This window comes from Paracoccus thiocyanatus, assembly GCF_900156255.1.
Lineage (GTDB): Bacteria > Pseudomonadota > Alphaproteobacteria > Rhodobacterales > Rhodobacteraceae > Paracoccus > Paracoccus thiocyanatus.
This window is the reverse complement of the sequence record NZ_FTMK01000028.1, coordinates 1-25,954: the sequence shown is the minus strand read 5'-3', so window position 1 is coordinate 25,954 and position 25,954 is coordinate 1. Positions and strand designations below refer to the sequence as shown.

Sequence of the window (25,954 nt, the reverse complement as noted above, 5' to 3'; positions counted from 1 at the left end):
GCTCATTCGAACACCCGCTCCAGCTGGTCGTGCCACGGCAGAGCCGCGACATCGGTCAGTTTCAAAAGGGTCACGGCGGGCACTTCGCGCTTGTAGACCAAGCGCTTGAGAACACCCGGCGCGAGATAGGCGAGCCGTAGCTGTCGGCTGACATGGCGTTCGGCCAGCCCCACGGCTTTCGCCAGATCGGTGACCGTATTGAACTCGCCAGCCTCCATGCGCCGCCGCCAACCCCACGCCCGGCCGATGGCGCGCAAGATATGCGGATCCTGCGTCCGGTCTTCGCTCGGCAAATAGGTTGCGGGCGGCATGATCTTCGGCCGCCCGTTCTGCTTGCGAACCTTGAGCGGTACGAAGATCTGGATGGACTCGTCTGGTTTCATCATTCCGCCGCCACCTTCTTTCGTGGGGCCATCATGTCGCGCATGACGCCCGAGACGCCGTCGGTCCGGACATCGATGACCAGCCCCTCCGACGTCACCGTCACCCGCCGCACCAGCAACTGCACGATCCGGGTCTGCTCCGCAGGGAACAGCTGGCCCCAGACGTCGTCGAACGTCTGCAGCGCGGAGATCACGTCGGCCTCGGCGAAGGCGTGACCCTCGCGCGCCAAATGGGCGATGACCTGCGCCGTGATCGAGGGCGCGCGCATCACCCGCCGCAACTCGGTCACCACGGCCGCTTCCACGAGGTCGGCAGGGAGGCGGCGCGGGATGCCCTGATCGCTGGGTTCGCGATTCTTGATGACGTCCATCGAGACGTAGTACCGGTACCGCCGCGCGCCCTTCTTCGTGCTGCTCGGGGTCATGGCGGCGCCCGTGGCCGTGAAGATCAGCCCCTTGAGCAAGGCAGGCGCCTGCGCGCGGGTGTTGTTGGCGCGCTTTCGCGGGTTCTGCCGCAAGATGGCATGGACCTGATCCCACAGCTGCTCGTCGATGATGGCCTGATGCTCGCCGGGATAGGCCTTGCCCTTGTGGACCGCGTCGCCGCGATAGACGCGGTTTACCAGCACCCTATAGAGGTATCCCTTGTCGACCAAGGTGCCCTGCTTGTTGCGGAGCCCCTTGCGGCGCAGTTCGCGGGCCAGCACGGTCGCTGACCCGACCTCGACGAACCGTTCGAAGATGCCCCGCACGGTGGCGGCCTCTTCCTCGTTCACCACGAGTTTGCGGTCCTTCACGTCATACCCGAGCGGGACGTAGCCGCCCATCCACATGCCCTTCATGCGGGACGCGCGGACCTTGTCCCGGATACGCTCGGCCGTGACCTCACGCTCGAACTGAGCGAAGCTGAGCAGGATGTTCAGCGTCAGCCGCCCCATGGAAGTCGTCGTGTTGAAGGACTGCGTGACCGAGACAAAAGTCACACCGTTGCGATCGAAGACCTCGACCAGCTTCGAGAAGTCCATCAGTGACCGCGACAGGCGGTCGATCTTGTAGACGACCACCACATCGATCAGGCCGTCCTCGATGTCGGCCAGAAGCTGCTTGAGACCGGGCCGTTCCAGCGTCCCGCCCGAGATCCCGCCGTCGTCATACTGATCCCGGACCAGCACCCAGCCCTCGGAACGCTGGCTGGCAATGTAGGCCTCGCAGGCCTCTCGCTGGGCGTGGAGGCTGTTGAACTCCTGCTCCAGCCCTTCCTCGGAGGATTTGCGCGTGTAGATGGCGCAGCGTTGGCGGCGGATGGGATTTGCGCGCTGATCCATCAATCATTTCCCCGCTTTCGTTCGCGTAACCCGAAAAAGCGGTAGCCATTCCAGCGCGTCCCGGTGATCGCCCGCGCAATCGCGGACAACGATTTGTAGGGGCGGCCTTGCCACTCGAATCCGTCGCGCAAGACCGTGATCGTGTGCTCGATCCCGTTCCATTCGCGGATCAGCCTCGTGCCGACCACGGGATTGCGAGGATCGGCGATCTGGCTCTTGCGTGTCAGGGTGCCGCCGACCTCGTCGGCCAGCAGGTCCAGCATGCGCCGGGTTTCGCGATCAGGACCGCCATACGTCAGCTCCTGGATGCGGTAGGCCAACCGGCTCTCAAGGAACGCCCGGCTGTTGTTCGGCGCTGCCGAGGCAAAGATCGTCTGCCACTCCGACTTCAACTGGGTGACGGACATGGACTTCAGCGCGGCCAGGCGCGCGGGGATGGGATCGGGCTTCGTCATGCGTTTCTCCGGTGAGTTGGAGTTGCATGACGGCATTGGTCGTCGGGATAGTGTAGGCAACGTTCTCCAGTATTGTCAGATACTTCACGGCCATCCTGCCCGAGCAACCGAACCAGCCCGAGCGCCAGCAGGCCGCACAGTTCAGCGCGGCGTTCGGCGGCGGTCATCTGGTCGGGAGGTAGCGGATTGGGGCGGTTCATGTCTCGGTGGCCGTGTTTGATGGTGTGCTACCGATCAAAAGCCACCCAGCCGTCCGAGGTGGGACATCTCAGCGGAACGGGATGCGGAAATGCGAACAGGGAGAGAACATCAGGGCTTGCCGATCACGGATTTGTCCATGATTATCGCAGGTTGAATCAATCGAGAGCAGTAGTTCATTGAGGTGAGTTCATGGCGCGCAAAGCATCCCCGATCGGTCCGCATGTTCTGGCGCTGATCGAGGATGCGCGCGTCGACCTCGCCCGAACTGCCCTTGCCGTGCGCGAGGGCGACAATGAGCCGGAATTCAAGCTGCCCGAGGACGTTCCCGACCTCGCCGACGAAGAAGCGGTCGAGGCGTTTCGGCAAGCACTTGTCGAGACGCTGTCGGATTTCGACCGCGATGACCTGCGACCTGCGGAGCAGCGATCACGAAGGATCCGGGCCCTCGCCGAGAAAAAGGGCGTCACCTCGCTCACCACCATTGTCGAGCAACAACTCGATGAGACACGGTCGCAGGAGTTTCACCGGCAGCCAGATGAGCTCTGCAGAAGCATCTGGGCATATCTCCATGAACGCGAAACCTTCGAGGATGCGGAGAGCTTTCACTTCGCCCGACAGTTCCGCGACCACGGCAAGCTCTACGACGCCTTTGAGGTCGAACTGGAGAACCAGGTAGCCCTCGACGCGGCGGCCATCGACGAAAAGGCGCTGGCGTCCAAGATCAAGGGCATACTCGAGCTGAAGCCCGAGATATCCTGCACGGTCAAGGCACTCGATCTGCCTGCCACCGATACGCACCCTGCGTCCATCATGCTGATAGTCCGGCATGGTGGCCCGCTTTCGAGCGTCTACGATCACCGGCAAGACGGACGGCGGGGAGGTGCCGCGATACGCGATGTACTCGGGCTGCGTGCTCGACCAGATCACCTGGCAGATGCAGCGCTCGGGCCTTCTGACGGCAACGGCGCGGCTGGTGGCGCAGGGCGAGACGGTCGGCACCACGACCAGCGCGGGGACGCCCGCCGCGCTGGAGCTGAAGCGCTTCGGGCATTTCAACGGCGCGATCACCCGCAACGGGTCTGCACTCGGCAACGTGGTCTCGGCCGAGATCACCTATGCCAACAACCTCGACCGGATCGAGACCATCCGCTCGGACGGCCGCATCGACGGCGCGGACCCCTCCATCGCCGCGCTGACCGGCCGGATCGAGGTGCGCTTCGCCGACCAGACGCTGGTGACGCAGGCGATCAACGGCGAGGCCTGCGAGATGGAATTCGCCTACGTCCTGCCGTCCGGCGAGAGCTTCACCTTCACCGTGCACGCCGTCTACCTGCCGCGTCCGCGCATCGAGATTTCCGGGCCTCAGGGCGTCCAGGCCACCTTCGACTGGCAGGCCGCGCGCGACAGCGTCGTCGGCCGGATGTGCACCGCAACCCTAGTGAACGACGTGGAGACCTATTGATGCTGACGCTTGATCTGACGAACGCGCCGCGCTGGCATGACCTCGCGCCCGGCGTCCGGGTGGAGTTGCGACCGCTGACCACCGCGCTGATGGTCGCGACCCGCAGCGATCCCGCCGTCGAAGCGGTGCCCGAGGAGGCTTCCGACGAAGAGCGGGCCGTCGCCTTCGCCAAGGCGCTCGCGCGCCGCGCCGTGCTCGCCTGGGAGGGCATCGGCGACGCCGACGGCAACGCCATCGACCCGAGCCCGGAGGCCATCGACGCGCTGCTCGATGTCTGGCCGATCTTCGAGGCGTTCCAGCTGACCTACGTCTCGAAGGGCTTGCTGCTGGAGCAGGAAAAAAACGCCTCCGCGCTCTCGCCGAATGGTCCTTCGGCGGGGGCGAGCGCTACTGCGAAGCCTGCACGCAAGCCTGCCCGGACTGCCCGGCGCGGATGAACCGGCCCCTGACGCATGAGGGCTGGCAGGTCTGGGACCTCGTCGGCCGTCTCGGCGGCCAACTGCGTGTCCTGCCAGGCGCGGTGATCGGCTGGGACATGTCGGCGGCGCTGGCGCTCGGTGACGCGCTCGGCGTGCCGCCGCTCGCCATGGCCGAACTGCTGCCCGTCATTGAAGCGGTGATGGTCGCAAAACTTAACGAACAGATGGAACACTCCCATGGCTGAGAAGCGGGTCAGCGTCCGCCTCGCGGCCGTGGGCGGACGGCAGGTGCGCGCCGAGCTGGAAGGTGTTGGTGAAGCCGGGTCACGCGGCTTCGGACGGCTGAGCCGGGAGATGGAAGCGGCGAACGCCCGGTTGGCGGCGTTTTCTCGCCGTGTCGCTGTGGCTGCCGCCGCCGCCGTGGCCGCCGCTGCCGCCGCTGGTGTGGCAATGGTCCGGTCCGGTCTGCAGACGGTGGATGCGCAGGCGAAGCTGGCTCAATCGCTGGGCACGACCGTCGCCTCGATCCAGACGCTGGAGCGCGCGGGCGAACTGGCGGGCGTGTCGATGTCCGGCATCGAACAGGCCACCAAGGATCTGACGCGTCGTCTCAGCCAGGCGGCCGCCGGGACCGGCCCCGCCGCCGACGCGCTCGACCGGCTGGGGCTCTCGGCCAACGAGCTGATCGCGCTGCCGCTGGACCAGCGCGTGGGTGCGATCAACGCCGCCATCGAGAGCTTCGTGCCCGCCGCCGAACGTGCAGCTGTCGCGGGCCAGCTTTTCGGCGAGGAAGGCTCCATCGCCATGAGCCGGATCGACACCGCGACGCTGCGCCAGGCGACGGAGGACGTGCGCGCTTTCGGTGTGGTGGTCTCCGAGCAGGATGCCGACCAGATCGAGCGGACCAACGATGCCATCTCCCGGCTCGGGCTGATCTGGCGCGGGCTGTCGAACCAGCTGGCGGTTGCTGCCGCGCCTGCGTTGGAAGCGGTCGCGAATGCCATGGCGGCAGTCGCCAACCGCACCGGGCCGCTCGGCATCGCAATCCGCGGCCTCTTCGACAACATCGGTCGCCTGACCACCTATGCCGCCACCTTCGCGGCGTTCCTCGCGGGTCGTTGGGTCGCTGGCATGGCCGCCGCCGCACTCTCCGTCCGAGGTCTCGCCACAGCGCTCGTCGTCCTGCGCGGCGCGCTGATCCGCACCGGCATCGGCGCGCTGATCGTCGGCGCGGGCGAGCTCGTCTACCAGTTCACCCGTCTCGTCTCCGGCGCTGGCGGTTTCGGAGAAGCGATGTCGCTCCTGAAGGACCTCGCGATCGAGGTCTGGGAGCGGATCAGGATGGGCGCGGCGGCTGCGGGTGCGGCCGCCACGGCGATGTTCTTCGACCTGAAGGCCGATGCCGCGTCGGGCATGCAGAGCGCCATCGAGAGCGTCGTGGCTTTCGGCAACACCGCGGCGAACACGTTCGAAGGCGCCTACGAGGCGATCAAGGCGATCTGGGGCCTTCTGCCCGCCGCCATCGGCGATCTGGCGTTTCAGGCGGCCAACAGCCTGGTCGACGGCGTCGAGGCGATGCTGAACGGCGTGGTCTCGCGCATCAACGGCTTCATCGGCGGCATCAACCAGGGGCTGGAAGCGCTCGGGTCCGAGCGCCGCATCTCGCTGGTGCCCGACCTCGACCTCGGCGAGATCGAGAACCGCTTCGAGGGCGCGGCCAGTGCTGCCACGACGGCGGCGCAGGCGGCGTTCGACCGGGCCTTCGAGGACAACCCGCTCACCACGCCCGATCTCGGCCTGACCGACGCGGCGAACCGCGCGCTCGAATCCGCGAACCTCTATCGCGGCGCCGCGCGCGATCTGGCGGAAGGCGCCCGCGCGCCTCTGGAGAGCTGGCAGGCGCTCCGCGATGCCGTGCGGAGCACCGACGAAACCAGTGCGGATGCACTGACCGAGGCCACCGGCGCGGCCGAGCGGCTGGAGACGGCGCTCGGCGATGCGGGACGTGCCGCGACGGGCGCCGGTGTGGCGGCCGGGGCTGCGGCTGCTGCGGCAGAGCCCGCGACCGAAGCTGCCGTCACCGGGTGGCAGGCGGTCACAGCAGCGCTGTCGGATTACGCCAGCAAGGCCCGCGACATCGGTGGCGACATCGGCCAGAGCCTCGTCGGCGCTTTCCAGTCGGCCGAGAACGCGGTTGGCCAGTTCGTGAAGACCGGCAAGCTGAACTTCCGCGACTTGGTCACCTCGCTGCTGGCCGATCTCGCCCAACTGGCCGCGCGCCGGTTCATCCTCGGGCCGATCGCCAATGCGCTCTCGGGTGTCTTCGCTGGTGCCGGCGGCATTTTCGCCAACGTCCTGCACACGGGCGGAATGGTTGGCTCGGCCGGGCCCTCGCGCATGGTCCCGGCCATGGCCTTCGCCGCCGCGCAGCGGATGCACGGCGGCGGCATGGCGGGGCTGCGCCATGACGAGGTGCCCGCGATCCTGCAGCGCGGCGAACGAGTGCTGTCGCGGCGCGAGTCGCAGAGCTACGGCGCGGGCGGCGGCGTCAACGTCACCATCATGGCACGTGACGCCGAGAGCTTCCGGCAGTCGCGGACGCAGGTTGCGGCAGACATCGCCCGTGCGGTCTCGCTCGGCCGGAGGGGCATGTGATGGCGTTTCACGAGGTCCGGTTTCCCGACAACATCAGTCGCGGCGCGCGGGGCGGGCCGGAGCGGCGCACGCAGATCGTCGAGCTTGCCTCGGGCGACGAGGAACGCAACGCCAGATGGGCCAACTCGCGCCGCCGCTTCGACGTCGCCTATGGCATCCGCCGCGCGGACGATCTGGCGGCGGTGGTCGCCTTCTTCGAGGCGCGCAACGGCCGCCTGCACGGCTTCCGCTTCAAGGACTGGGGCGACCACAAGTCCTGCCTGCCTTCGGGCACGCCGTCGCCCACCGACCAGATCATTGGCACTGGCGATGGCACGACAACCGCCTTTCAGCTGGTGAAGCGCTACGCCTCGGGCGCGCAATCCTGGACGCGCGCCATCGCCAAGCCGGTGGCGGGGACTGTGCGCATCGCCCTCGGCGGGGTCGAGCAGCCCTCCGGCTGGTCGGCCGACACCGCCACCGGCGTCGTCACCTTTAGCGCCGCGCCGGGCGCTGGCGTCGCGATCACCGCGGGCTTCGAGTTCGACGTGCCGGTGCGCTTCGACACCGACGTGCTCGATGTAACGCTCGACCTCGAGCGGCTCGGCTCGATTACCTCCATTCCGCTGCTGGAACTGCGCAGATGAAGACTCTCTCTCCCGCCCTGCAGGCCCATCTCGACGAGGGCACGACGACGCTCGCCTGGTGCTGGCGGATCGCCCGGGCCGATGGCGTCACCTTCGGCTTCACCGATCACGACCGGACGCTTTCCTTCGACGGCACGGACTTTGAGCCGGAGAGCGGGCTCACGGCGTCCGAGGTCCGTTCGGGCTCGGACCTGTCCGTCGATGCACAGGACGCCGAGGGTGTGCTGACCTCGGATCGCATCACCGAGACCGACATCCTGGATGGGCGCTGGGACAACGCCGAGGTCGAGGTCTGGCGGGTGAACTGGGCCGACACGAGCCAGCGCGTGCTGATGCGGCGAGGCGCCATCGGTCAGATCCGGCGCGGGCGGCTCGCCTTCGTCGCCGAGGTGCGCTCGCTCGCTCATATCCTCGGCCAGACGGTGGGGCGGACGTTTCAGGCGACCTGTGACGCCGCGCTCGGCGATGCACGCTGCGGCGTTGATCTGGAGGATCCCGCCTTCAAGGGCACGGGCGCCGTTATCGATCTTCTGCGCGACCGGGCCTTCACCGCGTCGGGGCTCTCTGGGTTCGAGGCCGGCTGGTTCACCTTCGGCACGCTGAACTGGACGAGCGGCGCGAACGCGGGGCGGCGCACCGAGGTTTTGGGCCATGACGTGACCGACGGCATCGCCGTGCTCACGCTGCTCGAAGTGCCGGTGCGCGCGATCGCCGAGGGCGACGCCTTCGCCATCCGCGCGGGCTGCGACAAGCGCATGGAGACCTGCGGGGCGAAGTTCGCCAACACCGCCAACTTCCGCGGTTTCCCGCACATCCCCGGCCAGGACGCCGTGCTGCGCTACGCCACGAAGGATGGCGGGCACGAGGGCGGCGTGCTGTGACGCAACCCCTCGCATTGGCCGACCCCGCGCGCGTCATCACCATCGCGCGCGCGTGGCTCGGGACGCCGTACCACGACCAGGCCAGTCTGCGCGGCGTCGGCTGCGACTGCCTCGGGCTAGCGCGGGGCGTCTGGCGCGAGGTGGTCGGCCCCGAGCCTTTCCCGATCCCGCCCTACAGCCGCGACTGGGGTGAGACAGGCCCGCGCGAAGTTCTGGCCGAGGGCGCGCGCGCCATGATGATCGAAGTGGAACCCGCGGCAGCCGGTCCCGGCGCGCTGGTTCTCTTCCGCATGAGGCCCCGCGCCATCGCCAAGCATGTCGGGATCCTCACCGGTCGCGAAAGCTTCCTCCACGCCTACGAGCGGCTCGGCGTGATCGAGGAACCGCTCACACCATCCTGGCGGCGGCGCATCGCCTTCGCCTTCCTGTTTCCGCAACGCTGAGACCCCGACATGGCCACCCTCGTTCTCGGTGCCGCCGGCGCCGCCATTGGCGGCAGCATCGGCGGCGCGATCCTCGGTGTCAGCGCCGCGACCATCGGCGGCTTCATCGGCTCCACCATCGGGTCGGTCGTCGACAGCTGGATCATCTCGTCGCTGGCGCCCACCCAGCGCATCGAGGGCGCGCGGCTCGACACCTTGCGCATCACCTCGGCCACCGAAGGCGCGGTGATCCCGCGCCTCTATGGTCGGATGCGGATGGGTGGCAACATCATCTGGGCGACGGATTTCCGCGAGGAAACGAAGACCACCACCCAAGGGGGCGGCAAGGGCGGCGGGGGCGGCAAGGTCAAGACCACCGAGTATCTCTACTACGCATCCTTCGCCGTGGCGCTTTGCGAGGGGCCGATCACGGGGATCGGCCGCATCTGGGCCGACGGCAAGCCGATGGACCTCTCCGGCGTCACCTGGCGCTGGTATCCGGGCGACGAGGCGCAGACAGCCGACCCGTTCATTGCCGCGAGGATGGGCGCGGCCAGCACGCCTGCCTATCGCGGCACGGCCTATGTCGTCTTTGAGGAACTGGCGCTCTCGACCTACGGCAACCGCCTGCCGCAGCTTTCCTTCGAGGTATTCCGTCCGGTCGCCGATCCCGACACCGCCGAGGGGCTGACCCGCGCGGTCACCATGATCCCGGCCTCGGGCGAGTTCACCTATGCGACGCAGGCGATCCGCAAGACCGATGGTGGCGCGCAGATCCCTGAGAACCTGAACGCGCTGGCCGATTCTACCGACATGGTGGAGGCGCTGGACCGGCTGCAGGCGATGGCTCCTGCGGTCGAGAGCGTCAGCCTCGTCGTCGCGTGGTTCGGCGACGACCTGCGCGCGGGCTCCTGCAAAGTGCGGCCCGGTGTCGAGGTGTCGGCCAAATCGACCACGCCCGCCAGCTGGTCGGTGAATGGCGTGAGCCGCGCCAATGCCTTCCTCGTCAGCCGCGACGATCAGGACCGCCCGGTCTATGGCGGCACGCCGTCCGACTTCGCGGTGGTGCAGGCGATCCAGGAGATGAAGGCGCGCGGGCTGTGCGTCACCTTCTATCCCTTCATCCTGATGGATGTCCCGCGCGACAACACGCTGCCGAACCCCTATTCCGACAACGCTGCCGAGACCGGCCAGCCCGCGTTCCCCTGGCGCGGCCGGATCACCTGTTCGCCCGCGGCAGGCTACGCCGGCAGCGTCGACAAAACCGCCACAGCGGCAAGCCAGGTCGCGGCCTTCTTCGGGAGCGCCAGCCCGTCCGACTTCGCGGACTCGGGCGAAAGTGTCTCCTGGACCGGCGCGCCCGGCGACTGGGGCCTGCGCCGCATGGTGCTGCACTACGCCCATCTCTGCGCGGCGGCGGGCGGGGTGGATGCCTTCCTGATCGGTACCGAGATGCCGGGGCTGACGACGATCCGCTCGGGGGCCAGCACGTATCCCGCGGTGCAGGCGTATCGGGACCTGCTCGTGGATGTGCGCTCTATCCTCGGGTCCGGGACCAAGATCGGCTATGCGGCCGACTGGTCGGAATACTTTGGGCACCAGCCGGGCGATGGCTCGGGCGACGTGTTCTTCCACCTCGACCCGCTCTGGGCCGATCCAGAGATCGATTTCGTCGGCATCGACAACTACATGCCGCTGTCGGACTGGCGCGACGGATTCGAGCATGCCGACGCGGCCGAGGGCTGGCCCGCGATCTACGACCGCGCCTACCTGCAGGCGAACATCGCGGGCGGCGAAGGCTTCGACTGGTTCTATGCCAGCGCCGCCGACCGCTCCGCGCAGGTGCGAACTCCCATCACCGACGGTGCCGCCAGCAAGCCGTGGGTCTTCCGCTACAAGGATCTGCGCGCCTGGTGGTCGAACGCGCACTACAACCGCCCCGGTGGCGTGGAGAGCGGGACGGCGACGGCATGGACGCCGCAGTCCAAGCCGATCTGGTTCACCGAGTTGGGCTGCCCGGCCATCGATCGGGGCACGAACCAGCCGAACGTCTTCTTCGACCCGAAGTCGTCGGAGAGCTTCACGCCGCATTTCTCGCGGGGCTGGCGCGACGACGCCATCCAGCGCGCCTATCTGGAGGCGACGTACCTCTGGTGGGGCGAGGCCGCGAACAACCCGGTGTCCTCGGTCTACGGCGGTCGGATGGTGCATGTGCCGGAATGCGCCGCCTGGACCTGGGACGCGCGGCCATATCCGTTCTTCCCGGCGCTGACCGATGTCTGGACGGACGGGGAGAACTGGCGGCTCGGCCACTGGCTGACCGGACGGCTTGGCGCGGTGTCGCTGGCCGCACTGGTCCGGCATCTCTGCCTGCGCGCCGGGCTGCCCGAGGATCGCATCGACGTTGCCGGCCTCTGGGGCGCGGTCGAGGGCTACGCCATCACCGCGCTCGAAAGCCCGCGCGCCTCGATCACCACGCTCGCCCGCCACTTCGGCTTCGACGCGGTGGAAACCGAAGGGTTAATCCGCTTCGTGATGCGCGGCCGGGCCTCCGTCACCACCCTCGCGTCCGACGATCTGGCCGCCCCCCGCGAGGGCGACCTGCTGGAACTCATCCGCGGCCAGGAGACCGAGCTGCCGCAGGCGCTCAAGTGGCAGATCGCCCGCGCCGACGAAGATTACGACGCGGCCCTCGTCGAGGCGCGGCGCATCACCGTGGACACGACGCGGATCGCCTCAGAGTCCTTCCCGATGGCGGTCCCGCCCGAGGAAGCCGAACGCCGCTGCCGCCGCGCCCTGATGGAGGCGTGGGTCGGCCGCGAGACGGCGGCGTTCCGTCTGCCGCCCTCGCGGCTCGCGCTCGATCCGGCGGACCCGATCCGGCTCGCCCATGACGGGCGGCTGGTCGACCTGCGGCTCGTCTCCATCGCCGACGCGGAGGCGCGCGGCATCGAGGCGGTCCGCCAGGATCGCGCGACCTACGACCTGCCGCCCGGCGATCCCCGCGCGGCGTCGCTGACGCGCGCCGTGGTGTTCGGCGCGCCGGATGCGCTGCTCATGGACCTGCCGCAGCCCCGGTCGACGGCACCTACCTCTTCGGCGCGACACTCCTCTACAAGATCAACGCCAGCGCCACGGCCCGCATGCGCGGTCGGCTCGTGCTGAACGGCACGACCGAAATCCGCGGCTCCCTCGGCGAAATCTCCGCCACCCACGTCTCGCTCGCCACCGCGATCTGGCTGCAGACCATGGTGCCCCTCACCGCGGGCGATACCGTCGAGCTGCAGGGGTATTTCCGGGTCGCGGACGGCTACTTCGCCGCCGACCACACCTCCTTCTGGGGCTGCAAGATCGGCTGACCGGCGGAAGGAGGATCCCGATGAACCCACCCAGATCCGAGGGTTTCGTGCGCATGCCCGACGCCGAGTTCGAGGCGATCCTGACGCGGGCGGCCGAGGAAGGCGCGAAACGCGCGCTCGCCGATGTCGGCCTCGACGGCGACGAGGCTGCCCTCGACATCCGCGATCTGCGATCCCTGGTCGACTGCATCCGGCTGGTGCGCCGCACCGCGATGCAGACCGCCGTCCGCATGATCACCACCGGCGTCATGCTGGCGCTGCTCGCGGGCATCGCCATCAAGCTCAAGATCTTCGGCGGCAGCCCGTAGTCCGTCCCCATCCCCCATTCATCAACCCGCAATGACCCCGCCCTTGAGGCGGGTTTATTTCGTTTCGGAGGAACCTCATGACTACCACATTCTACGACCACTGGCGCGACTTGCCTGAGAGCACCTGGCGCTGGCCGAATTTCAGCCCGGCCGAAATCGCCTGCCGGGGCACCGGCAAGCTGCTGATCAACGAACCCGCGCTCGACAAGCTGCAGGCGCTACGCGACCGGCTGGGCAAGCCGCTGATCGTTCGCTCGGCCTATCGCAGCCCCGAGCACAACCGTGCCGTCGGCGGCGCGACCCGATCGAAGCATCTCGACGGCGCCGCCTTCGACATCGCCATGGCGAACCACGACCCGGTGGCGTTCGAGGCCGCGGCGCGCGAGGTCGGATTCTTCGGCTTCGGCTTCTATCCGCGCTCGGGCTTTATCCACGTCGACCTCGGCCCCGCACGGCAGTGGGGCGACCGCTTCCCGGTCCGGGCGACGGCATTTGCAGCCGAAACGCCGCCCGCGCGCGAAGTGCTGGCCGAGAGCCGCACCATGAAAGGCGGCGGCGCGGCCGGAGTTGCGACACTGGGCGCGGCAAGCGTCGAGGTGGCGCATAGCGTTCTGGCCGAGACCCAATCCGCCATCCTGCCGCTCGTCCCGTACCTCGATACGCTCCGCTGGGTGTTCATCGCGGTGGCTCTCGGCGGGATCGCGGTTACGATCTATGCGCGTCTGGATGACTGGCGCCGGGGGCGGCGATGATCGGCTGGCTCCTCACCGGGATTGCCACGAGCCCTTGGATGCGGGCGGCGCTGCGCTACGGCACCATCATACTCGCCGTGCTCCTGTTCCTGCTTTCGCTTCGGCGGTCCGGCGAGCGAGCGGGCCGCCTCGCCGAACGCCTTGAAACCACGGAGAAGGCCAATGACGTCCAACGCCGGATGCTGGAGGCGGCAGCTCGCCGCCCTCGCGATCGCAACGAGCTTGCTCAGCGGCTGCGCGACGGTCGGTTCTGAGCCCGGCGGGTTCCAGACGTGTGCCCCCGTCGTCGGGTACAGCCGGGAGTTCCAGGCGCGGGCGGCAAAGGAACTGGCATCGTTGCCGGGCGGCTCGGCCATTGCCGTGATGCTCAGCGACTACGCCGTAATGCGCGAGCAGGCACGGATTTGCAGGGCCATCGAAGATCGGAGCTGAGCTGCCGAACTCTGGGGATTGATCATCACTTATATCTCCAATAATGTGGAGATATGGAGAAGCAGAACACACTAGCCGCGCTGGCCGCGCTCTCGCAGGAGACGCGTCTCGACATCTTCCGTCTTCTGGTCGAGGCCGGTCCGGAGGGGCGCGCAGTGGGCCGGATTGGCGAGGCGCTCGATCTTCCCTCGGCGACCCTGTCGTTCCACCTCAAGGAGCTGAAGCATGCCGGGCTGGTGACAGTCCGGCGCGAGGGACGCTCGCTCGTCTACGCGGCCAGCTTCGACACCATGATTGGGTTGATCGACTACCTGACCCGTCACTGCTGCGCTGGCGATCCGGCAGCCTGCGGGATCGCTCCCCCGACTGCCGCCGCCCGGAAAGAGACCGTATGACCACCACGATCTATCACAATCCGAACTGCGGCACGTCGCGCAACGTTCTGGCGCTGATCCGCAACTCCGGCGAGGAGCCGGAGGTCATCGAGTACCTGGACACGCCGCCCAGCCGCGAGCGGCTCGTGGACCTGATCGCCGCGATGGGCATTCCGGTGCGCAATCTCCTGCGCCGGAAGGGCACGCCCTACGATGATCTCGGACTCGACGACCCGAAGTTCTCCAACGACGAGCTGATCGATCTGATGTTGGCGCATCCAATCCTGATCAACCGACCGATCGTCGAGACATCGCTCGGGACCCGGCTCTGCCGTCCGTCCGAGGCCGTGCTGGAGATCCTGCCGAATCCGCAGCAGGGCGAATTCCGCAAGGAGGATGGCGAGCTCGTGGTGGACGCCAACGGACGTCGCGTAAACGAGAGCGCCGCCCGATGAGCAACGACACCTATGCGCCCACGGCCGAGGCCATCGCGGCGCCGCCCGCCGGGATCGGCTTCTTCGAAAAGTGGCTCTCGGTCTGGGTGGCGCTCTGCATCGCCACCGGCCTGCTGCTCGGCAACGTGTTTCCAGGGCTGTTCGAGGTGCTGGCCGGGCTGGAGATCGCTTCCGTCAACCTCGTCGTCGCCGTCCTGATCTGGGCGATGGTCTATCCGATGATGGTGGCGGTCGATTTCGCGAGCCTGCGCCATATCGGCGATCGGCCGAAAGGGCTTGTGCTGACGATCGCGGTGAACTGGCTGATCAAGCCCTTCACCATGGCAGGGCTCGCCGTTCTGTTCTTCGAGGTCCTGTTCGCGGATCTGATTGCACCGGCCGATGCCCAGCAATACATCGCCGGTCTGATCCTGCTCGGCGCGGCACCCTGCACAGCGATGGTATTCGTGTGGTCGCAGCTCACTCGGGGCGACGCCACCTACACGCTGGTGCAGGTGTCGGTGAATAACGTCATCATGATCTTCGCCTTCGCGCCGATCGTGGCGCTGCTCCTCGGCGTCACCGACATCGTCGTGCCGTGGGAGACGCTGATCCTTTCGGTCGGGCTCTACATCCTGATCCCGCTCGCCGCCGGCGCCGCCACACGCCAGTGGCTCGCACGGGGACGGCGGGGCGCGGGCGCCGAGGCGGCGGTCGCGCGCTTCACGGCGGCGGTCAAGCCTGCTTCGGTGATCGGACTTCTGGCGACGGTCGTGCTGCTCTTCGGCTTTCAGGGGCAGATCATCCTCGACCAGCCGTTGCTGATCGCGCTGATCGCCGTTCCGCTGCTCATCCAATCCTACGGCATTTTCGCGCTCGCCTATGCGGCGGCATGGGCCTGGCGCGTGCCCTTCAACGTCGCGGCGCCCTGCGCGCTGATCGGCACGTCGAACTTCTTCGAGCTGGCGGTCGCCGTCGCGATCAGCCTCTTCGGACTTCAATCCGGCGCCGCGCTTGCAACCGTCGTCGGGGTCCTCGTCGAGGTGCCGGTGATGCTGTCGCTGGTCGCCCTCGCTAACCGCACACGACACCACTTTCCGGCAGATGCGGGAGGTGCGCGGCATGGCTAACCATCCTGTCCCGATCGAGGACCTGCCGAACATCGACCCGGCCTCGCTCAGGCCGATCGACATGGCCGCGCTCGCCGCGCCGGGCGCGCCCACGCACCCGCCGCGCATCCTGATGCTCTATGGCTCGCTCCGGACGCGCTCCTACTCGCGCTTCGCCTCGGAGGAGGCGGCGCGCCTTCTCCGCTGGTTCGGCGCAGAAACCCGCACCTTCAATCCCTCCGGTCTGCCGCTGCCGGACGCCGAAGGCCCCGACCACCCGAAGGTGAAGGAATTGCGCGAGCTCGCGACCTGGTCGGAGGGCATGGTCTGGTGCTCGCCCGAGCGCCATGGTGCGATGACCGGCGTCATGAAGGCGCAGATCGACTGGCTGCCGCTGTCGCTCGGCGGCGTGCGGCCGACGCAGGGCAAGACGCTCGCGGTCATGCAGGTCTCCGGCGGCTCGCAGAGCTTCAACGCCGTCAACCAGATGCGCATCCTCGGTCGCTGGATGCGCATGGTGACGATCCCGAACCAGTCCTCGGTAGCGAAGGCGTATAACGAGTTCGACGAGGCCGGTCGGATGCGCCCTTCGCCCTACTACAACCGCATCGTCGACGTGATGGAGGAACTTGTGAAGTTCACCCATCTCACGCGCGACCGCTCGGCCTATCTGACCGATCGCTACTCGGAGCGGGTGGAAAGCGCCGAAGAGCTGTCGAAGCGCGTGAATCAGCGCTCAATTTAAATCGGGGGCGATGGTTGGGAGGGGAATCTTGCAGAATAGGCGTGCCGAGTTGCGCCATCGCTCGGCACGCCTGAGTCGGTTCGCTACCACGATAGTGGTCGCGCGGTCGGCGAAAACTCGAGCCGACCTGGTGGGCTCCGAGCGGGTTCGCCGCCATCCCCACCACCGCGCTCGATCCGGCCCACAGTCCGGCGTCTCCCGCGGTCCCCGCGCTTATCGGGTCCGGGTCCCCATCCTCCGCTATCGCCCCGTCAGTCGGGGCTGGCGGCTTCCACCGGCGTGATTTCGGTGATCGTCTGGAACTCGCCGAGAAACTCCGGATGGTTCTGCGCCAGATAGCGCACGATCCGTGCGTTCCCGATCAGCTTACCGACATAACCCTTGATCACGGTCAAATGCAGGTGGTCCTGGCCGTAGGTGTCCTGAATCGAAGCGATGCCCTCCTGCAGACGGGCCAGCTCCTGTTCCATCCGCGCCATCGCCTCTGGCGTGATTCCCTTGATCTTCTTCGGCTTTGATGAATCGACCAACTGCGCTTGCGGCGTTCCCGCGAGGATCGCGCTCACATAGGCGACGGAAAAATTGTTCGCATTGACGAGCAATTCCGCCGCCTCAATCTGCCGCATGGTCTTCATCTTGCGCAGCGCGCCGAAGACGGCCGCCGTGCAGGGCTTGTCCTTCAAGATCGCCACAGCTTCCTCGCAGATTCCGTCCAGCAGGCGGACCTTGCGCCGGATACTGCTGAGATTGAGGTCGAGCGCGGCCGCGATTTTTTCTTCCGGTACACCACGCTCGATCGCCTTGCGGATCATCTTGTGCTCCTGGACCGGCGCAAGACGGCTTACCTGCCGGTTGTAGGTGAACGCTTCGTCGTCGGTGGAGACGAGGCATTCCACCTCCTGAGTACCGGCATCCTTTAACGCCTCGATCCGCAGGTGCCCGTCGAGCAGCAACCAGGTGGCGGATTGATCGGGATTTCGCACCACAATCGGCGGCTCGACGATCCCGATCTGGACGATGGAGGCCACGATCTGCCGGTATTTCCGGCTGGATTTCGCGGACTTGCTGAGCGCGCGCAGCGGGAGGATCGATTCAATGGGAAGGGTGACGCAGTCGTCCTCGAAACCGCGATTGACGGAACGCGGTGTCTGGCTCGCATCGCGCTTCATGTCAGCCTCGCGTCCGTGACAGCCCTGGCAAGGTCACCTGGCATGGTCTCCAGACCCTCGGCCCTCAGCAACGTCATGAAATACTCGTCCGAGCAGAGTTTGCGGAAGGCCTCGCGCACGAACATCAGCCGGCTCTGCGTCAGCTCGGCCTTCTTGATCAACAGCTTCTGCCGGGTGGCTTCCTGCTGATAGGCCCGGACGAGGCCTTCGCTGGTCAGCGCCCGCTTTGCGCCGTCGCGGCGGCCAAAGGGGTTGTTCCGCAGTTGCGGCCCGCGCTGTTCCCGCTGCTGGATCAGTCGGCGCACGAGGGTCAGCTTTCTGCCGCGCAGCTTCTTCTGAGTGTAGGCGTCCGTGAGCGCCTGCTGTGCGCCCTTGGCATCGGTTCTGGCGATCTGGATGGCGAGGTTCAGCGGCAGGAGCCCGGTTTCCACGGCCGAGACGAGGCGTTCCTCTCCCTTTTCCAGAAGCCCCGCGATCATGTTAACGTACTCAGCGGTGACCCCGATCTTGTCGCCGATCTGACGATCGGTGTAGCCGCGTTCGCGCAGTGCGCCGATCTCGCGCATCAGGTCGATCGGATTGTGCTGCCGCCGCGCGCAGTTCTCGACAAGGCTCATGACGAGGCAATCGCTTTCGCTGGCCTCGATCACGATGGCGGGGATACGGTCCTGCTTGAGTTCGATGAAGGCCTCGAGCCGGCCCTGTCCGCAGACGAGGTCGTATTCCTGCGGGTCGGTCCCGGCGCGCGGTGCCACGGTGATTGGGCGCTTGAGGCCGATGCGGGCGATGTTCTCCACCATCTCCTCGAAGGTGCGTCGATTGCGGACTCGGGGATTGAGGATCCGGATCCTGTTGGTGGGGATCGGTGTCACCTGCTTCCGGCTGGTCGGCTTCATGTCGTCGGGCATCACGCCACCTCCGCGATCCTGGCCCGCGAGGCGAGCGCGTAGAAGAAATCGAGCGTGTCGAACCGGTACGCATCCAGTGCGAGCCCGTTCTGCTCGGCGAATTTCAGCTTCCCGAATGTCATGTCGATGCTGGGCAGCACGAAGTAGTCGCGTGGCGCCTCGTTCACCTCGTCCATGCGCACGGCGATGGTGATGTCTGGCACGAGGCCGGCGTCGAGGCGAATGCACCAGCGGAGCGACCCGGCCGCCGTCGCCGTGCATCGGGCGAGGACGATGGACACCGTGAACTCGTCGTTGACGCGAACCAAGTCGGTATCGGGGTCCTGCATGGCCGTTCCGCCATGCCTCGCCACCCCGGCGATAATCTCGGCCACCAGCTGCGGATGGGCCTGCCGTAGGGCGCGGTTGATCTCGATGTAGCTGTAGTCCCGGTCCGGCTCGTAGCCGATCAGCCGGTACGCCCGCAGCAAGCTGCCGAAGCGGCTGCGGTAAGCGCTGGACGAGGGCAAGTCGTCCTCCTCGTCGATGATCAGCCCCGACAGCATGCCCTGCTGCTTCAGGATCGTGCGCAGAGCGTCGAGCAGTTCCTCGTCGGAGAAATGGCGGCTGCGCGCATCCACGATCTCTCGGGCGCGCAGGAACAGAGCCTGATCGACTATGGCGGGATAGGCGCCCTCAGCTCGGATCCACATCTCCCGCGGGTTCACCACTCGGCGCTGCTTCAGCTTGAAGGACACCTTGGCGAAAACATTGTTCCCGATGTATTTTTCGTTCGTCAGGACCTGGTGGACGGTCGCGCGCGTCCATGGACGATCGAGATCAGTGCGATGTCCTTCGGCGTTCAGGGTCTCCGCGATCTCGCGCTCCGGGCGCCCCTCGTTGGCGAACATCTCGTACATGCGCTGGACAACCCGTTGCTCCTCCTCGGGGCCGGGCGCCAGAATCACACGGTCGGTCTGCAGGCTCTTCTGTTCCCCGCGCGAGAGCTCGCCCTTCGGATTGCCATGCTCGTCGATCAGCACCCGCCGCAGTCCGTATCCTGCGGCGCCGCCCTGGCGATAGCCCAGCTCGACGAGGCGGCATTGCCCGGCGAAGACCTTCACGGAGAGCTCGCGGCTGTACTCGCCGGCCATGACCCGCTTGACGGTTTTCAGAAGGTTCGAGCCGATGCTGCCGTCATTCTCGAACTGCTCGCCGCAGTAATGGACCCGGATGCCGGCGCGGGAGCAGACGTGCTCGTGATAGGCGCCCTCGTCGGCATCCTGAAACCGGCCCCAGCGGCTGACGTCATAGACGAGGATCGCCTTGAAGTCGGCCTGACCGGACTGGACCTCGGCCATCAGGTTCTGCAGCGCCTCGCGGCCGTCCAGCCGCAGTCCGGAACGCCCCGAGTCCTCTAACACCCGCAGGATCTGCAGGCCACGGGCGGCGGCATAGCTGCGGATGACGTCAAGCTGGTTCTCGGTCGAGTATTTCTGGTGATCGGTCGACATCCGGACATAGGCGACGGCCGGCACGTCCTGTTCAGATGCCGCGCTCCCGTCCTCGGTGTCCGCCCGGCCGCCTCTCACATCCGACGCTCCTCTTTACCGCCCATGACGCCAGTGCAGACGCTCGGGGTGCTCGGCAATATTGTTCTGCGCAGAAGACAGCAGCGCGTCCGGAAAGTCGTTGCCAGAAAGGGGCAAGTTCTTTCTCCGGTCGCCTTTCGGCAGCTGCAGCCGCAGATCCCAGCTGCTCGTGCGAAGCGCAGATTTTCGAAGCATTGCCGTCACCGTCCAATAGCGAAGTGTTTTGCCAGGCGGCCCCGAAGGGTCGTCTCGGGCGCAAAAGAGATTCTCCCGTTTTCATGGCTCTCCAGATGTTTATCGGGAAAGGACAGGAAGATGCGGATCAAGATGGGCACAGTTGTGCCGAAGATGGGCACATTTGTGCACCTGATCGACGAGCCGACTGATTATCGGAAAGCCATGGCGATGGCGCTGCACGAGGAACTCGGCTCGACCAATCGCGCGATCAAGATGGCGATGCGGTGGACGGGGGCCAGCGAGCGAACCGTAAAATACTGGCTTGCCGGCGAACGTGGCCCGAGCGGCCATCATCTCATCGCGCTGGCTCGGCACTCCGATGCCGTACTGTTCGTGGTTCTCGCCCTTGCAGGACGACATGTGGTGGACGACGAACACGATTGAAGGTCGTACCCTCCTGGGAGCCGGGTAGCGGGGCGAGCCGAACTGGCCCTGCACGTCTTGATCTGTCTTCTCTTTTGGTTATCTTGAAGACAGCCGGTCCGCGAAGAGGTGTCGAATGTCCCGCACAACCACCATGACCGTCCGCGTCAGCGGCGCCCTCAGCGAGTTCGTCGCCACGAATGTTGGCGAGGGCGGCGCGTACGAGAACGTCAGCGAGTACATCCGCGATCTCATCCGCCGCGACAAGGAACGCGCGGAGCGCGAGGCCTTCGATCGCCTGAAGGCGGAACTGAACCGCGCCTTCGCAGCACCCGAGGAAAGCTACAAGCCCCTGACCGCCGCCGAGGTCATCACCCGGAACCGGCGGGCCTGAGCACATGGCGATCCGGGTCCAGGAGGCAGCCTCCGTCCGCCTCGACGAGATATACCGATACACCCGCGACCGGTGGGGCGAAGCGCAGGCCGAAGCCTACCTCACCGGACTCTTCGCCGCCTTCGAGAAGATCGAAACACGCGGTGTGATGTCGAAGCCCGTGCCGGCAGAGTTCGAGGTGGAAGGGTACTTCTTCCGCTACGAGCACCATTTCGTGTACTGGCGGCGGCTTTCCAACGGCGACATCGGCATCGTCACCGTCCTGCACGAGCGGATGCATCAGCTCGATCGGTTCAAGGACGATTTTGCTTAACATACTGATTTCATTTCTGAAAGGTGGGATTCAATGCGCCCCGCGATAAGCTGCCCGAGGTGGAGATGGGGTGGATGCCGCTCTCCCCTTACGGCATCGCGATGTGCCAAACTCGTGGTGTCGAAACACAAGCTGAAGGAGAGGACATCCATGGGAGAGATTAGCATCATCGGCGTCGATCTGGCAAAGAACGTGTTCCAGGTGCATGGTGCTGCGGCGGACGGGTCCGTTGTGTTCCGCAAGAAGCTGTCACGGCCGCAGTTCGCCCGGTTCATGTCGGAGCAGCCGGCGTGTGTGGTGGCGATGGAAGCCTGTGCCAGCGCCCATCATTGGGCGCGGGAAATGGCGCGGCACGGGCATGAGGTCCGGCTGATCACGCCGCACTATGTCAAGCCGTTCATCAAGCGGCAGAAGAACGATGCTGCCGATGCAGAGGCGATCGTCGAGGCGGCGCAGCGGCCTACGATGCGCTTCGTCGAACCGAAGTCGGCCGACCAGCAGGCTCGTGCCGTTGCATTCCGCACGCGCGAGCAGCTCGTGAAGCAGCGCACCGAGGCGGTGAACGCGTTGCGGTCGCATCTCTACGAGTTCGGTCATGTCGCGCCAGAGGGCATCGGCTACCTGCCGCGCCTCGCGAAGGTTGTCGATGAACCCAACACCGGCATTCCGGAACTTGCCCGGGACATCTGCCGCATGCTTCTTGAGCAGATTGCCCACCTGACCGACCGGATGAATGCGCTGAAAGCGAGGATCGCGGCGATGTCGAACGAAGCGGAAATGCCGCGCCAGCTGCAGACGATGCCGGGCGTTGGACCGATCACGGCGCTCGCGGTCGAGACTTTCGCGCCGCCGATGGAGCAGTTCCGCCGCGGGCGCGACTTCGCTGCCTGGCTCGGCCTGGTGCCGAGGCAGCATTCCACCGGCGGCAAGCAGAAGCTGGGAAAGACGTCGAAGATGGGACAACGGGATATCCGGCGATTGCTCGTGATCGGGGCGACAGCCGTGATCCGCTGGGCCTCGCGACGGGGGGCGCCGAAGGGGTCGTGGCTGGCCCGGATGCTGGAGCGTAAACCGATCCCGGTCGTCGCCGTCGCGCTGGCGAACAAGATGGCGCGCGGCATCTGGGCGATGCTGACGCGCGGCGAAGACTATCGCGGCCCGGTGCTGATCGGCGCCTGATCGGGCATCGAACGGGCACTCGGGCCACCGAGTTGTGAGGAAGGCATGATCAGCATGGACAAATGATCGACATGATCCGGGTCGGGCAAACCAGAAACCTTCTCCGAGCCTCGAGCTCGCTCTTGGAGATGTGGCCCCGCTCCGCGCATCACCATCCCGGCCAGCGGCGCCAGTCAGCCGCACGAACAGGCCTGACAAAAGTACGCACTCGATCACATGTCCAGAAGATCAGAAATTCCTTGCAAACCGAGCGGCATCCACAAAAGAAGGTTGTCTTTCAGGCCCACCCCCTCCGCCACTTGCACAATGCAAACCCGAAAACAGGTCCCTCGCGGGGCCTTTTTCTTTATGTGCCAAAGGGGTTTGCAGGCACCATCCGCCCTTCGGAGACAGACCCGCCGCGCAAGATCGGTCTCCGAACGCCCACCGTCTCTTTCCACCCGCCCTTCGCTCTCGGCGAGACGCTTTCAAAACGTCCATGCATTTCAAGGAACTGGCGGGATCGCATTGCGCCCGTGTTTCGCTGGTTTCGGCTTGTCTCAAAACAGACGAAGGCGCGACACGGGCGGCGTGGTGGTTGGTATGTCTTGGGAGTTTTGCGCGAAGTCTCTGATGACAAACGGAGTTTCCGCCCTTAGCCTGGCGTGATGTCAAACGGGGCCTGGACTGATCAAGAGAACGACCTGATCGTCGCGGATTACTTCGCGATGCTGGCCGACGACGTCTCTGGTCGTCCCTACAGCAAGGCCGAGCATCGGCGCGGGCTGCTGCCCCTGTTGAATGATCGGTCCGAGGGATCGGTCGAGTTCAAGCACCAGAACATCAGCGCCGTGCTGAAGGGGCTGGGCCAGCCGCAACCTGCGGTTTTCGCAGATGGCGCCGCTGACCATGTATGAGGAAAGAAACACCGGCACCAACCTGCCGGCGCAGATCGACATCGAGGCCGTGGGCGGGGACGCGCTGGAGCTGCTGTTCATGGCCAAGGGCGGCGGCTCGGCCAACAAGACCTTCCTGTTCCAGCAGACCCGCCGCCTGCTGGAGCCCGAGCGGCTGCTGGCCTTTTTCGACGAAAAGATCCGCACGCTGGGGACCACGGCCTGCCCGCCCTATCACCTGGCCATCGTCATCGGCGGGCTGTCGGCCGAACAATGCCTCAAGACCGTCAAGCTGGCCTCGGCGCGCGAACTCGACGGCTTGCCCACCAGCGGAAGCCCGGACGGCCGCGCCTTCCGCGACCTGGAGCTGGAGGACCAGATCCTCGACCTGACCCGCGCCATGGGGCTGGGCGCGCAATTCGGCGGCAAGTATTTCTGCCATGACGTGCGGGTGATCCGCCTGCCCCGCCATGGCGGCAGCCTGCCGGTCGGCATGGGGGTCAGCTGCTCGGCCGACCGGCAGATCCGCGGCCGCATCGACCGCGACGGCATCTGGCTGGAGGCGCTGGAGCGCGACCCGGCCCGCTTCCTGCCCCAGGGCGGCACCGGCGGGGCGGCGCCGGCGCGCATCGACCTCGACCAGCCGATGGATAGGGTCTGCGCGGCGCTGTCGCAGCTGACGGTCGGCACGCCGGTGCTGATGTCGGGCACGATGATCGTGGCCCGCGACCTGGTCCATGCGGAACTGGCGCGGCTGATGCGCCAGGGCAAGCCCCTGCCCGGCTATCTGCGCGACCATCCGGTCTATTACGCCGGCCCGGCCCGGACGCCGCAGGGCCATGCCTCGGGCTCCTTCGGGCCGACCACGGCGGCGCGCATGGACCCCTATGTGCCCGAGCTTCAGGCGCAGGGCGCGTCAAGGGTGATGATCGCCAAGGGCAACCGTGCCCCCGAGGTGGTGGCCAGCTGCAAGCGGCATGGCGGCTTCTACCTGGGGTCGGTCGGCGGCGCCGCGGCGGTGCTGGGCCGCGACGTGATCAAGAGCGTGGAAGTCATCGACTTCGGCGAATTCGGCATGGAGGCGGTCTGGCGCATCCGGGTTCAGGATTTCCCCGCCTTCGTCGTCACCGACGACAAGGGCAACGACTTCTTTACCCGCAAGCCGGGCTTGACCCCGCCGGGCTGACGCGCGACCAGTTCAACCGGGGCAATGCGGGGAAGCGGATTGGACGAGGCCGGCGACAAGATCACCCTGCGGCAGATGCAGATCTTCCTGGCCGCCGTCGAATGCCGCAGCTTCATCCGCGCCGCGGAAAAGCTGTCGCTGTCGCCGCCCGCCGTCTCGATGCAGATGAGCCGGCTGGCCGAGGCGCTAGGCGCCACGCTGTTCGTCAAGGACGGCCGTTCCGTCCAGCCGACCCAGACCGCCACCGCGCTGGTCCCCTATGCCGAGCGGCTGGCCGAAACCCTGCGCGAGGCGGTGCATGTGGTCGAGCAGATGCAGGGCCGGCTGGACAACCAGGTGCGGGTGGCGATGGTCTCGACGGCGCGGAACTTCGGGCCGCATCTGGTGCAGCAGTTCCTGCGCCAGCGCCCCGCGGCACAGGTCGAGATCAGCATCGCCAACCGCGACGGCGTGATCGCCCAGTTGCAGGAGGATCGGGCCGACCTGGCGTTGATGGGCCGCCCGCCGCGGCGGATCGAGGTCACCGAGCATCAGTTCGCCAAGCATCCTTACGTGCTGATCGGCAATCCCGAGCATCCGCTGACCCGCTTTCGCCGCATCCGCCGCGCCGATCTGGTCATGCACCGCTTCCTGGTGCGCGAAAGCGGCTCGGGCACCCGCATGGTGCATGAGCATTTCTTCCACGAGGCCGGCCTGCCGCTGCCGCCGGCGCAAGAGATGGACAGCAACGCCAACATCAAGCAGGCGGTTATGGCGAACATGGGGCTGGCCTTCCTCTCCGCCCACACCATCGCGCTGGAGCGGCAGGCGGGCAAGCTGAGCGTGCTGAGCGTCGAAGGCATGCCGCAGTTGCGCGACTGGTTCGTGGTCTATCCGCGCCGCAAGACGCTCGGCCCGGCCGCGCGCGAGTTCCGCGACTTCGTCACAACAGACGGCCCCGCTTTCATGCGCCAGTTCTTCGGAGAGGAATAGCGCCGGAAAAGCGGCCAGCAGTTCACCTGCGGCGCAATCGCGCGGCGGTTTCCTTCTTCGTCGTCTCGATATGCTGGCGCATCAGGTCCACTGTCGGACTTTCCCGATCAGCCGGAGGTGCCGCGTCCTCGGGGTCAGCCAGAGCGGCTTCTTCGCCTGGCAGGTGCCGGAGGACGGCGAACTGGCCATCGTGCTGCGCGGCGATCTCGGCGCCATCCTGCGCTTCGCCGCGGGAAAGAAGGATCCGGATTTCCTTGCGGAAGCCGAGGCGCTGGACAACCTGCTGGGTCAGATGGCGGTATCGCGGAAGCCCGGGCGTAAAAACGCAAAAACCTCCGCGCTTAATGCTACGGAGGTTTCGCAATTATCGTTGGTTGCGGGGGTAGGATTTGAACCTACGACCTTCAGGTTATGAGCCTGACGAGCTACCGGGCTGCTCTACCCC

The 25,954-nt window shown here is 66.6% G+C and carries 30 protein-coding genes and 2 pseudogenes; 24 read left to right on the top strand and 8 right to left on the bottom strand.

The genetic code is table 11. The features are described 5' to 3' along the window. Positions 1-2: 2 nt before the first annotated feature. The 5 genes from F3H32_RS15435 to F3H32_RS15410 form a co-directional block, all read right to left on the bottom strand. Positions 3-386 carry a hypothetical protein gene (locus tag F3H32_RS15435; RefSeq protein ID WP_149766604.1) on the bottom strand — a complete coding sequence of 128 codons (384 nt, stop codon included), beginning with the start codon at positions 384-386 and terminating at the stop codon, positions 3-5. Then, a complete protein-coding gene (locus F3H32_RS15430) occupies positions 383-1,708 on the bottom strand; it encodes a recombinase family protein (RefSeq protein ID WP_149766603.1) in 1,326 nt (441 codons plus the stop codon). The genes F3H32_RS15435 and F3H32_RS15430 overlap by 4 nt, the downstream gene beginning before the upstream one ends. Further along, positions 1,708-2,163 carry a DUF2924 domain-containing protein gene (locus tag F3H32_RS15425; protein WP_149766602.1) on the bottom strand — a complete coding sequence of 152 codons (456 nt, stop codon included), beginning with the start codon at positions 2,161-2,163 and terminating at the stop codon, positions 1,708-1,710. Before F3H32_RS15425 ends, F3H32_RS15430 begins: the two co-directional genes overlap by 1 nt. A gap of 309 nt (positions 2,164-2,472) precedes the next feature. Further along, a complete protein-coding gene (locus tag F3H32_RS15415; RefSeq protein WP_149766600.1) occupies positions 2,473-2,730 on the bottom strand; it encodes a hypothetical protein in 258 nt (85 codons plus the stop codon). Between the two features lie 60 nt (positions 2,731-2,790). Next, complete coding sequence (locus F3H32_RS15410; protein WP_149766599.1) at positions 2,791-3,192, bottom strand: hypothetical protein; 402 nt, start codon at positions 3,190-3,192, stop codon at positions 2,791-2,793. Between F3H32_RS15410 and F3H32_RS15405 the strand changes: the two genes are divergently transcribed. The 16 genes and pseudogenes from F3H32_RS15405 (at position 3,191) to arsH (ending at position 16,342) form a co-directional block, all read left to right on the top strand. Further along, entirely contained in the window at positions 3,191-3,826 is a 636-nt protein-coding gene (locus F3H32_RS15405; protein WP_394349625.1) for a phage tail tube protein, read from the top strand. The two genes, F3H32_RS15410 and F3H32_RS15405, sit on opposite strands and share 2 nt — an antisense overlap. Beyond that, positions 3,826-4,263, top strand: a complete 438-nt coding sequence (locus tag F3H32_RS15400) for a hypothetical protein (RefSeq protein ID WP_149766598.1) — start codon at positions 3,826-3,828, stop codon at positions 4,261-4,263. The genes F3H32_RS15405 and F3H32_RS15400 overlap by 1 nt, the downstream gene beginning before the upstream one ends. After that, positions 4,260-4,490: a DUF7697 family protein gene (locus F3H32_RS15395; protein ID WP_149766597.1), complete on the top strand. Its 231-nt coding sequence runs from the start codon at positions 4,260-4,262 to the stop codon at positions 4,488-4,490. Before F3H32_RS15400 ends, F3H32_RS15395 begins: the two co-directional genes overlap by 4 nt. Further along, complete coding sequence (locus F3H32_RS15390) at positions 4,483-6,900, top strand: phage tail tape measure C-terminal domain-containing protein (protein ID WP_149766596.1); 2,418 nt, start codon at positions 4,483-4,485, stop codon at positions 6,898-6,900. The genes F3H32_RS15395 and F3H32_RS15390 overlap by 8 nt, the downstream gene beginning before the upstream one ends. Continuing rightward, positions 6,900-7,526 (top strand): DUF2460 domain-containing protein, encoded by a 627-nt coding sequence (locus tag F3H32_RS15385; protein ID WP_149766595.1) that lies wholly within the window; start codon positions 6,900-6,902, stop codon positions 7,524-7,526. Before F3H32_RS15390 ends, F3H32_RS15385 begins: the two co-directional genes overlap by 1 nt. Next, positions 7,523-8,407, top strand: coding sequence for a DUF2163 domain-containing protein (locus tag F3H32_RS15380; RefSeq protein WP_149766594.1), 885 nt, complete (start codon positions 7,523-7,525; stop codon positions 8,405-8,407). The genes F3H32_RS15385 and F3H32_RS15380 overlap by 4 nt, the downstream gene beginning before the upstream one ends. A 14-nt stretch (positions 8,408-8,421) precedes the next feature. Further along, positions 8,422-8,850: an NlpC/P60 family protein gene (locus F3H32_RS15375; protein WP_223191490.1), complete on the top strand. Its 429-nt coding sequence runs from the start codon at positions 8,422-8,424 to the stop codon at positions 8,848-8,850. Positions 8,851-8,859: 9 nt separating this feature from the next. Further along, positions 8,860-11,919 (top strand): annotated as a pseudogene (locus F3H32_RS15370) (baseplate multidomain protein megatron); the annotation flags it as partial. Between the two features lie 68 nt (positions 11,920-11,987). Then, on the top strand, positions 11,988-12,188 hold the full coding sequence (locus F3H32_RS15365) for a hypothetical protein (protein ID WP_223191489.1): 201 nt from the start codon (positions 11,988-11,990) through the stop codon (positions 12,186-12,188). A gap of 20 nt (positions 12,189-12,208) precedes the next feature. After that, on the top strand, positions 12,209-12,496 hold the full coding sequence (locus F3H32_RS15360; RefSeq protein ID WP_036708271.1) for a DUF6127 family protein: 288 nt from the start codon (positions 12,209-12,211) through the stop codon (positions 12,494-12,496). A gap of 77 nt (positions 12,497-12,573) precedes the next feature. After that, positions 12,574-13,248: a YcbK family protein gene (locus F3H32_RS15355; RefSeq protein WP_149766591.1), complete on the top strand. Its 675-nt coding sequence runs from the start codon at positions 12,574-12,576 to the stop codon at positions 13,246-13,248. Continuing rightward, positions 13,245-13,502 carry a hypothetical protein gene (locus F3H32_RS15350; protein ID WP_149766590.1) on the top strand — a complete coding sequence of 86 codons (258 nt, stop codon included), beginning with the start codon at positions 13,245-13,247 and terminating at the stop codon, positions 13,500-13,502. The genes F3H32_RS15355 and F3H32_RS15350 overlap by 4 nt, the downstream gene beginning before the upstream one ends. A gap of 231 nt (positions 13,503-13,733) precedes the next feature. Further along, positions 13,734-14,075 (top strand): ArsR/SmtB family transcription factor, encoded by a 342-nt coding sequence (locus tag F3H32_RS15340; RefSeq protein WP_149766588.1) that lies wholly within the window; start codon positions 13,734-13,736, stop codon positions 14,073-14,075. Next, the gene (gene arsC, locus F3H32_RS15335) at positions 14,072-14,509 is read left to right on the top strand and encodes an arsenate reductase (glutaredoxin) (RefSeq protein WP_149766587.1); all 438 of its coding nucleotides are present in this window, start codon (positions 14,072-14,074) and stop codon (positions 14,507-14,509) included. Before F3H32_RS15340 ends, arsC begins: the two co-directional genes overlap by 4 nt. Beyond that, entirely contained in the window at positions 14,506-15,618 is a 1,113-nt protein-coding gene (arsB, locus tag F3H32_RS15330) for an ACR3 family arsenite efflux transporter (protein WP_149766586.1), read from the top strand. Before arsC ends, arsB begins: the two co-directional genes overlap by 4 nt. 13 nt (positions 15,619-15,631) lie before the next feature. Then, positions 15,632-16,342 carry an arsenical resistance protein ArsH gene (gene arsH / locus F3H32_RS15325; RefSeq protein ID WP_449406406.1) on the top strand — a complete coding sequence of 237 codons (711 nt, stop codon included), beginning with the start codon at positions 15,632-15,634 and terminating at the stop codon, positions 16,340-16,342. A 251-nt stretch (positions 16,343-16,593) separates the two neighbouring features. Here the strand turns inward: arsH and F3H32_RS15320 are convergent, their stop codons facing one another. The 3 genes from F3H32_RS15320 to F3H32_RS15310 are packed head-to-tail and all read right to left on the bottom strand — an operon-like array spanning position 16,594 to position 19,936. Then, positions 16,594-17,511, bottom strand: coding sequence for a plasmid partitioning protein RepB C-terminal domain-containing protein (locus F3H32_RS15320; protein ID WP_149766584.1), 918 nt, complete (start codon positions 17,509-17,511; stop codon positions 16,594-16,596). Next, positions 17,508-18,419: a plasmid partitioning protein RepB C-terminal domain-containing protein gene (locus F3H32_RS15315; RefSeq protein ID WP_149766583.1), complete on the bottom strand. Its 912-nt coding sequence runs from the start codon at positions 18,417-18,419 to the stop codon at positions 17,508-17,510. Before F3H32_RS15315 ends, F3H32_RS15320 begins: the two co-directional genes overlap by 4 nt. Continuing rightward, on the bottom strand, positions 18,419-19,936 hold the full coding sequence (locus F3H32_RS15310; RefSeq protein ID WP_394349626.1) for a recombinase family protein: 1,518 nt from the start codon (positions 19,934-19,936) through the stop codon (positions 18,419-18,421). Before F3H32_RS15310 ends, F3H32_RS15315 begins: the two co-directional genes overlap by 1 nt. Before the next feature lie 369 nt (positions 19,937-20,305). Here F3H32_RS15310 and F3H32_RS15305 point away from each other — a divergent pair, with 369 nt between their 5' ends. The 8 genes and pseudogenes from F3H32_RS15305 (at position 20,306) to F3H32_RS15270 (ending at position 25,924) form a co-directional block, all read left to right on the top strand. Further along, complete coding sequence (locus tag F3H32_RS15305; protein ID WP_149766581.1) at positions 20,306-20,611, top strand: XRE family transcriptional regulator; 306 nt, start codon at positions 20,306-20,308, stop codon at positions 20,609-20,611. Positions 20,612-20,726: 115 nt separating this feature from the next. Next, positions 20,727-20,984, top strand: coding sequence for a ribbon-helix-helix domain-containing protein (locus F3H32_RS15300; RefSeq protein WP_149766580.1), 258 nt, complete (start codon positions 20,727-20,729; stop codon positions 20,982-20,984). 4 nt (positions 20,985-20,988) lie between these two features. Next, the gene (locus tag F3H32_RS15295; RefSeq protein ID WP_149766579.1) at positions 20,989-21,297 is read left to right on the top strand and encodes a type II toxin-antitoxin system RelE/ParE family toxin; all 309 of its coding nucleotides are present in this window, start codon (positions 20,989-20,991) and stop codon (positions 21,295-21,297) included. 150 nt (positions 21,298-21,447) lie between these two features. After that, on the top strand, positions 21,448-22,476 hold the full coding sequence (locus F3H32_RS15290) for an IS110 family RNA-guided transposase (protein WP_149766578.1): 1,029 nt from the start codon (positions 21,448-21,450) through the stop codon (positions 22,474-22,476). Positions 22,477-23,123: 647 nt separating this feature from the next. Further along, a pseudogene (locus F3H32_RS15285) lies at positions 23,124-23,327 on the top strand (DUF3883 domain-containing protein); the annotation flags it as partial. Between the two features lie 22 nt (positions 23,328-23,349). Continuing rightward, a complete protein-coding gene (locus F3H32_RS15280) occupies positions 23,350-24,537 on the top strand; it encodes a FumA C-terminus/TtdB family hydratase beta subunit (protein WP_149766577.1) in 1,188 nt (395 codons plus the stop codon). A 24-nt stretch (positions 24,538-24,561) separates the two neighbouring features. Further along, positions 24,562-25,509: a LysR family transcriptional regulator gene (locus F3H32_RS15275; RefSeq protein WP_149766576.1), complete on the top strand. Its 948-nt coding sequence runs from the start codon at positions 24,562-24,564 to the stop codon at positions 25,507-25,509. 70 nt (positions 25,510-25,579) lie between these two features. Then, positions 25,580-25,924 (top strand): hypothetical protein, encoded by a 345-nt coding sequence (locus F3H32_RS15270; RefSeq protein WP_223191488.1) that lies wholly within the window; start codon positions 25,580-25,582, stop codon positions 25,922-25,924. The last annotated feature ends 30 nt before the right edge of the window (positions 25,925-25,954 follow it).

Coding starts and splice junctions, on each gene's coding strand:
- F3H32_RS15435 (WP_149766604.1), bottom strand. CDS start 386: ATGATGAAACCAGACGAGTCCATCCAGATCTTCGTACCGCTCAAGGTT.
- F3H32_RS15430 (WP_149766603.1), bottom strand. CDS start 1,708: ATGGATCAGCGCGCAAATCCCATCCGCCGCCAACGCTGCGCCATCTAC.
- F3H32_RS15425 (WP_149766602.1), bottom strand. CDS start 2,163: ATGACGAAGCCCGATCCCATCCCCGCGCGCCTGGCCGCGCTGAAGTCC.
- F3H32_RS15405 (WP_394349625.1), top strand. CDS start 3,191: ATGGTGGCCCGCTTTCGAGCGTCTACGATCACCGGCAAGACGGACGGC.
- F3H32_RS15410 (WP_149766599.1), bottom strand. CDS start 3,192: ATGCCGGACTATCAGCATGATGGACGCAGGGTGCGTATCGGTGGCAGG.
- F3H32_RS15400 (WP_149766598.1), top strand. CDS start 3,826: ATGCTGACGCTTGATCTGACGAACGCGCCGCGCTGGCATGACCTCGCG.
- F3H32_RS15395 (WP_149766597.1), top strand. CDS start 4,260: ATGAACCGGCCCCTGACGCATGAGGGCTGGCAGGTCTGGGACCTCGTC.
- F3H32_RS15390 (WP_149766596.1), top strand. CDS start 4,483: ATGGCTGAGAAGCGGGTCAGCGTCCGCCTCGCGGCCGTGGGCGGACGG.
- F3H32_RS15385 (WP_149766595.1), top strand. CDS start 6,900: ATGGCGTTTCACGAGGTCCGGTTTCCCGACAACATCAGTCGCGGCGCG.
- F3H32_RS15380 (WP_149766594.1), top strand. CDS start 7,523: ATGAAGACTCTCTCTCCCGCCCTGCAGGCCCATCTCGACGAGGGCACG.
- F3H32_RS15360 (WP_036708271.1), top strand. CDS start 12,209: ATGAACCCACCCAGATCCGAGGGTTTCGTGCGCATGCCCGACGCCGAG.
- F3H32_RS15355 (WP_149766591.1), top strand. CDS start 12,574: ATGACTACCACATTCTACGACCACTGGCGCGACTTGCCTGAGAGCACC.
- F3H32_RS15350 (WP_149766590.1), top strand. CDS start 13,245: ATGATCGGCTGGCTCCTCACCGGGATTGCCACGAGCCCTTGGATGCGG.
- F3H32_RS15340 (WP_149766588.1), top strand. CDS start 13,734: ATGGAGAAGCAGAACACACTAGCCGCGCTGGCCGCGCTCTCGCAGGAG.
- arsC (WP_149766587.1), top strand. CDS start 14,072: ATGACCACCACGATCTATCACAATCCGAACTGCGGCACGTCGCGCAAC.
- arsB (WP_149766586.1), top strand. CDS start 14,506: ATGAGCAACGACACCTATGCGCCCACGGCCGAGGCCATCGCGGCGCCG.
- F3H32_RS15320 (WP_149766584.1), bottom strand. CDS start 17,511: ATGAAGCGCGATGCGAGCCAGACACCGCGTTCCGTCAATCGCGGTTTC.
- F3H32_RS15315 (WP_149766583.1), bottom strand. CDS start 18,419: ATGCCCGACGACATGAAGCCGACCAGCCGGAAGCAGGTGACACCGATC.
- F3H32_RS15305 (WP_149766581.1), top strand. CDS start 20,306: ATGCGGATCAAGATGGGCACAGTTGTGCCGAAGATGGGCACATTTGTG.
- F3H32_RS15300 (WP_149766580.1), top strand. CDS start 20,727: ATGTCCCGCACAACCACCATGACCGTCCGCGTCAGCGGCGCCCTCAGC.
- F3H32_RS15295 (WP_149766579.1), top strand. CDS start 20,989: ATGGCGATCCGGGTCCAGGAGGCAGCCTCCGTCCGCCTCGACGAGATA.
- F3H32_RS15290 (WP_149766578.1), top strand. CDS start 21,448: ATGGGAGAGATTAGCATCATCGGCGTCGATCTGGCAAAGAACGTGTTC.
- F3H32_RS15280 (WP_149766577.1), top strand. CDS start 23,350: ATGGCGCCGCTGACCATGTATGAGGAAAGAAACACCGGCACCAACCTG.
- F3H32_RS15275 (WP_149766576.1), top strand. CDS start 24,562: ATGCGGGGAAGCGGATTGGACGAGGCCGGCGACAAGATCACCCTGCGG.
- F3H32_RS15270 (WP_223191488.1), top strand. CDS start 25,580: ATGCTGGCGCATCAGGTCCACTGTCGGACTTTCCCGATCAGCCGGAGG.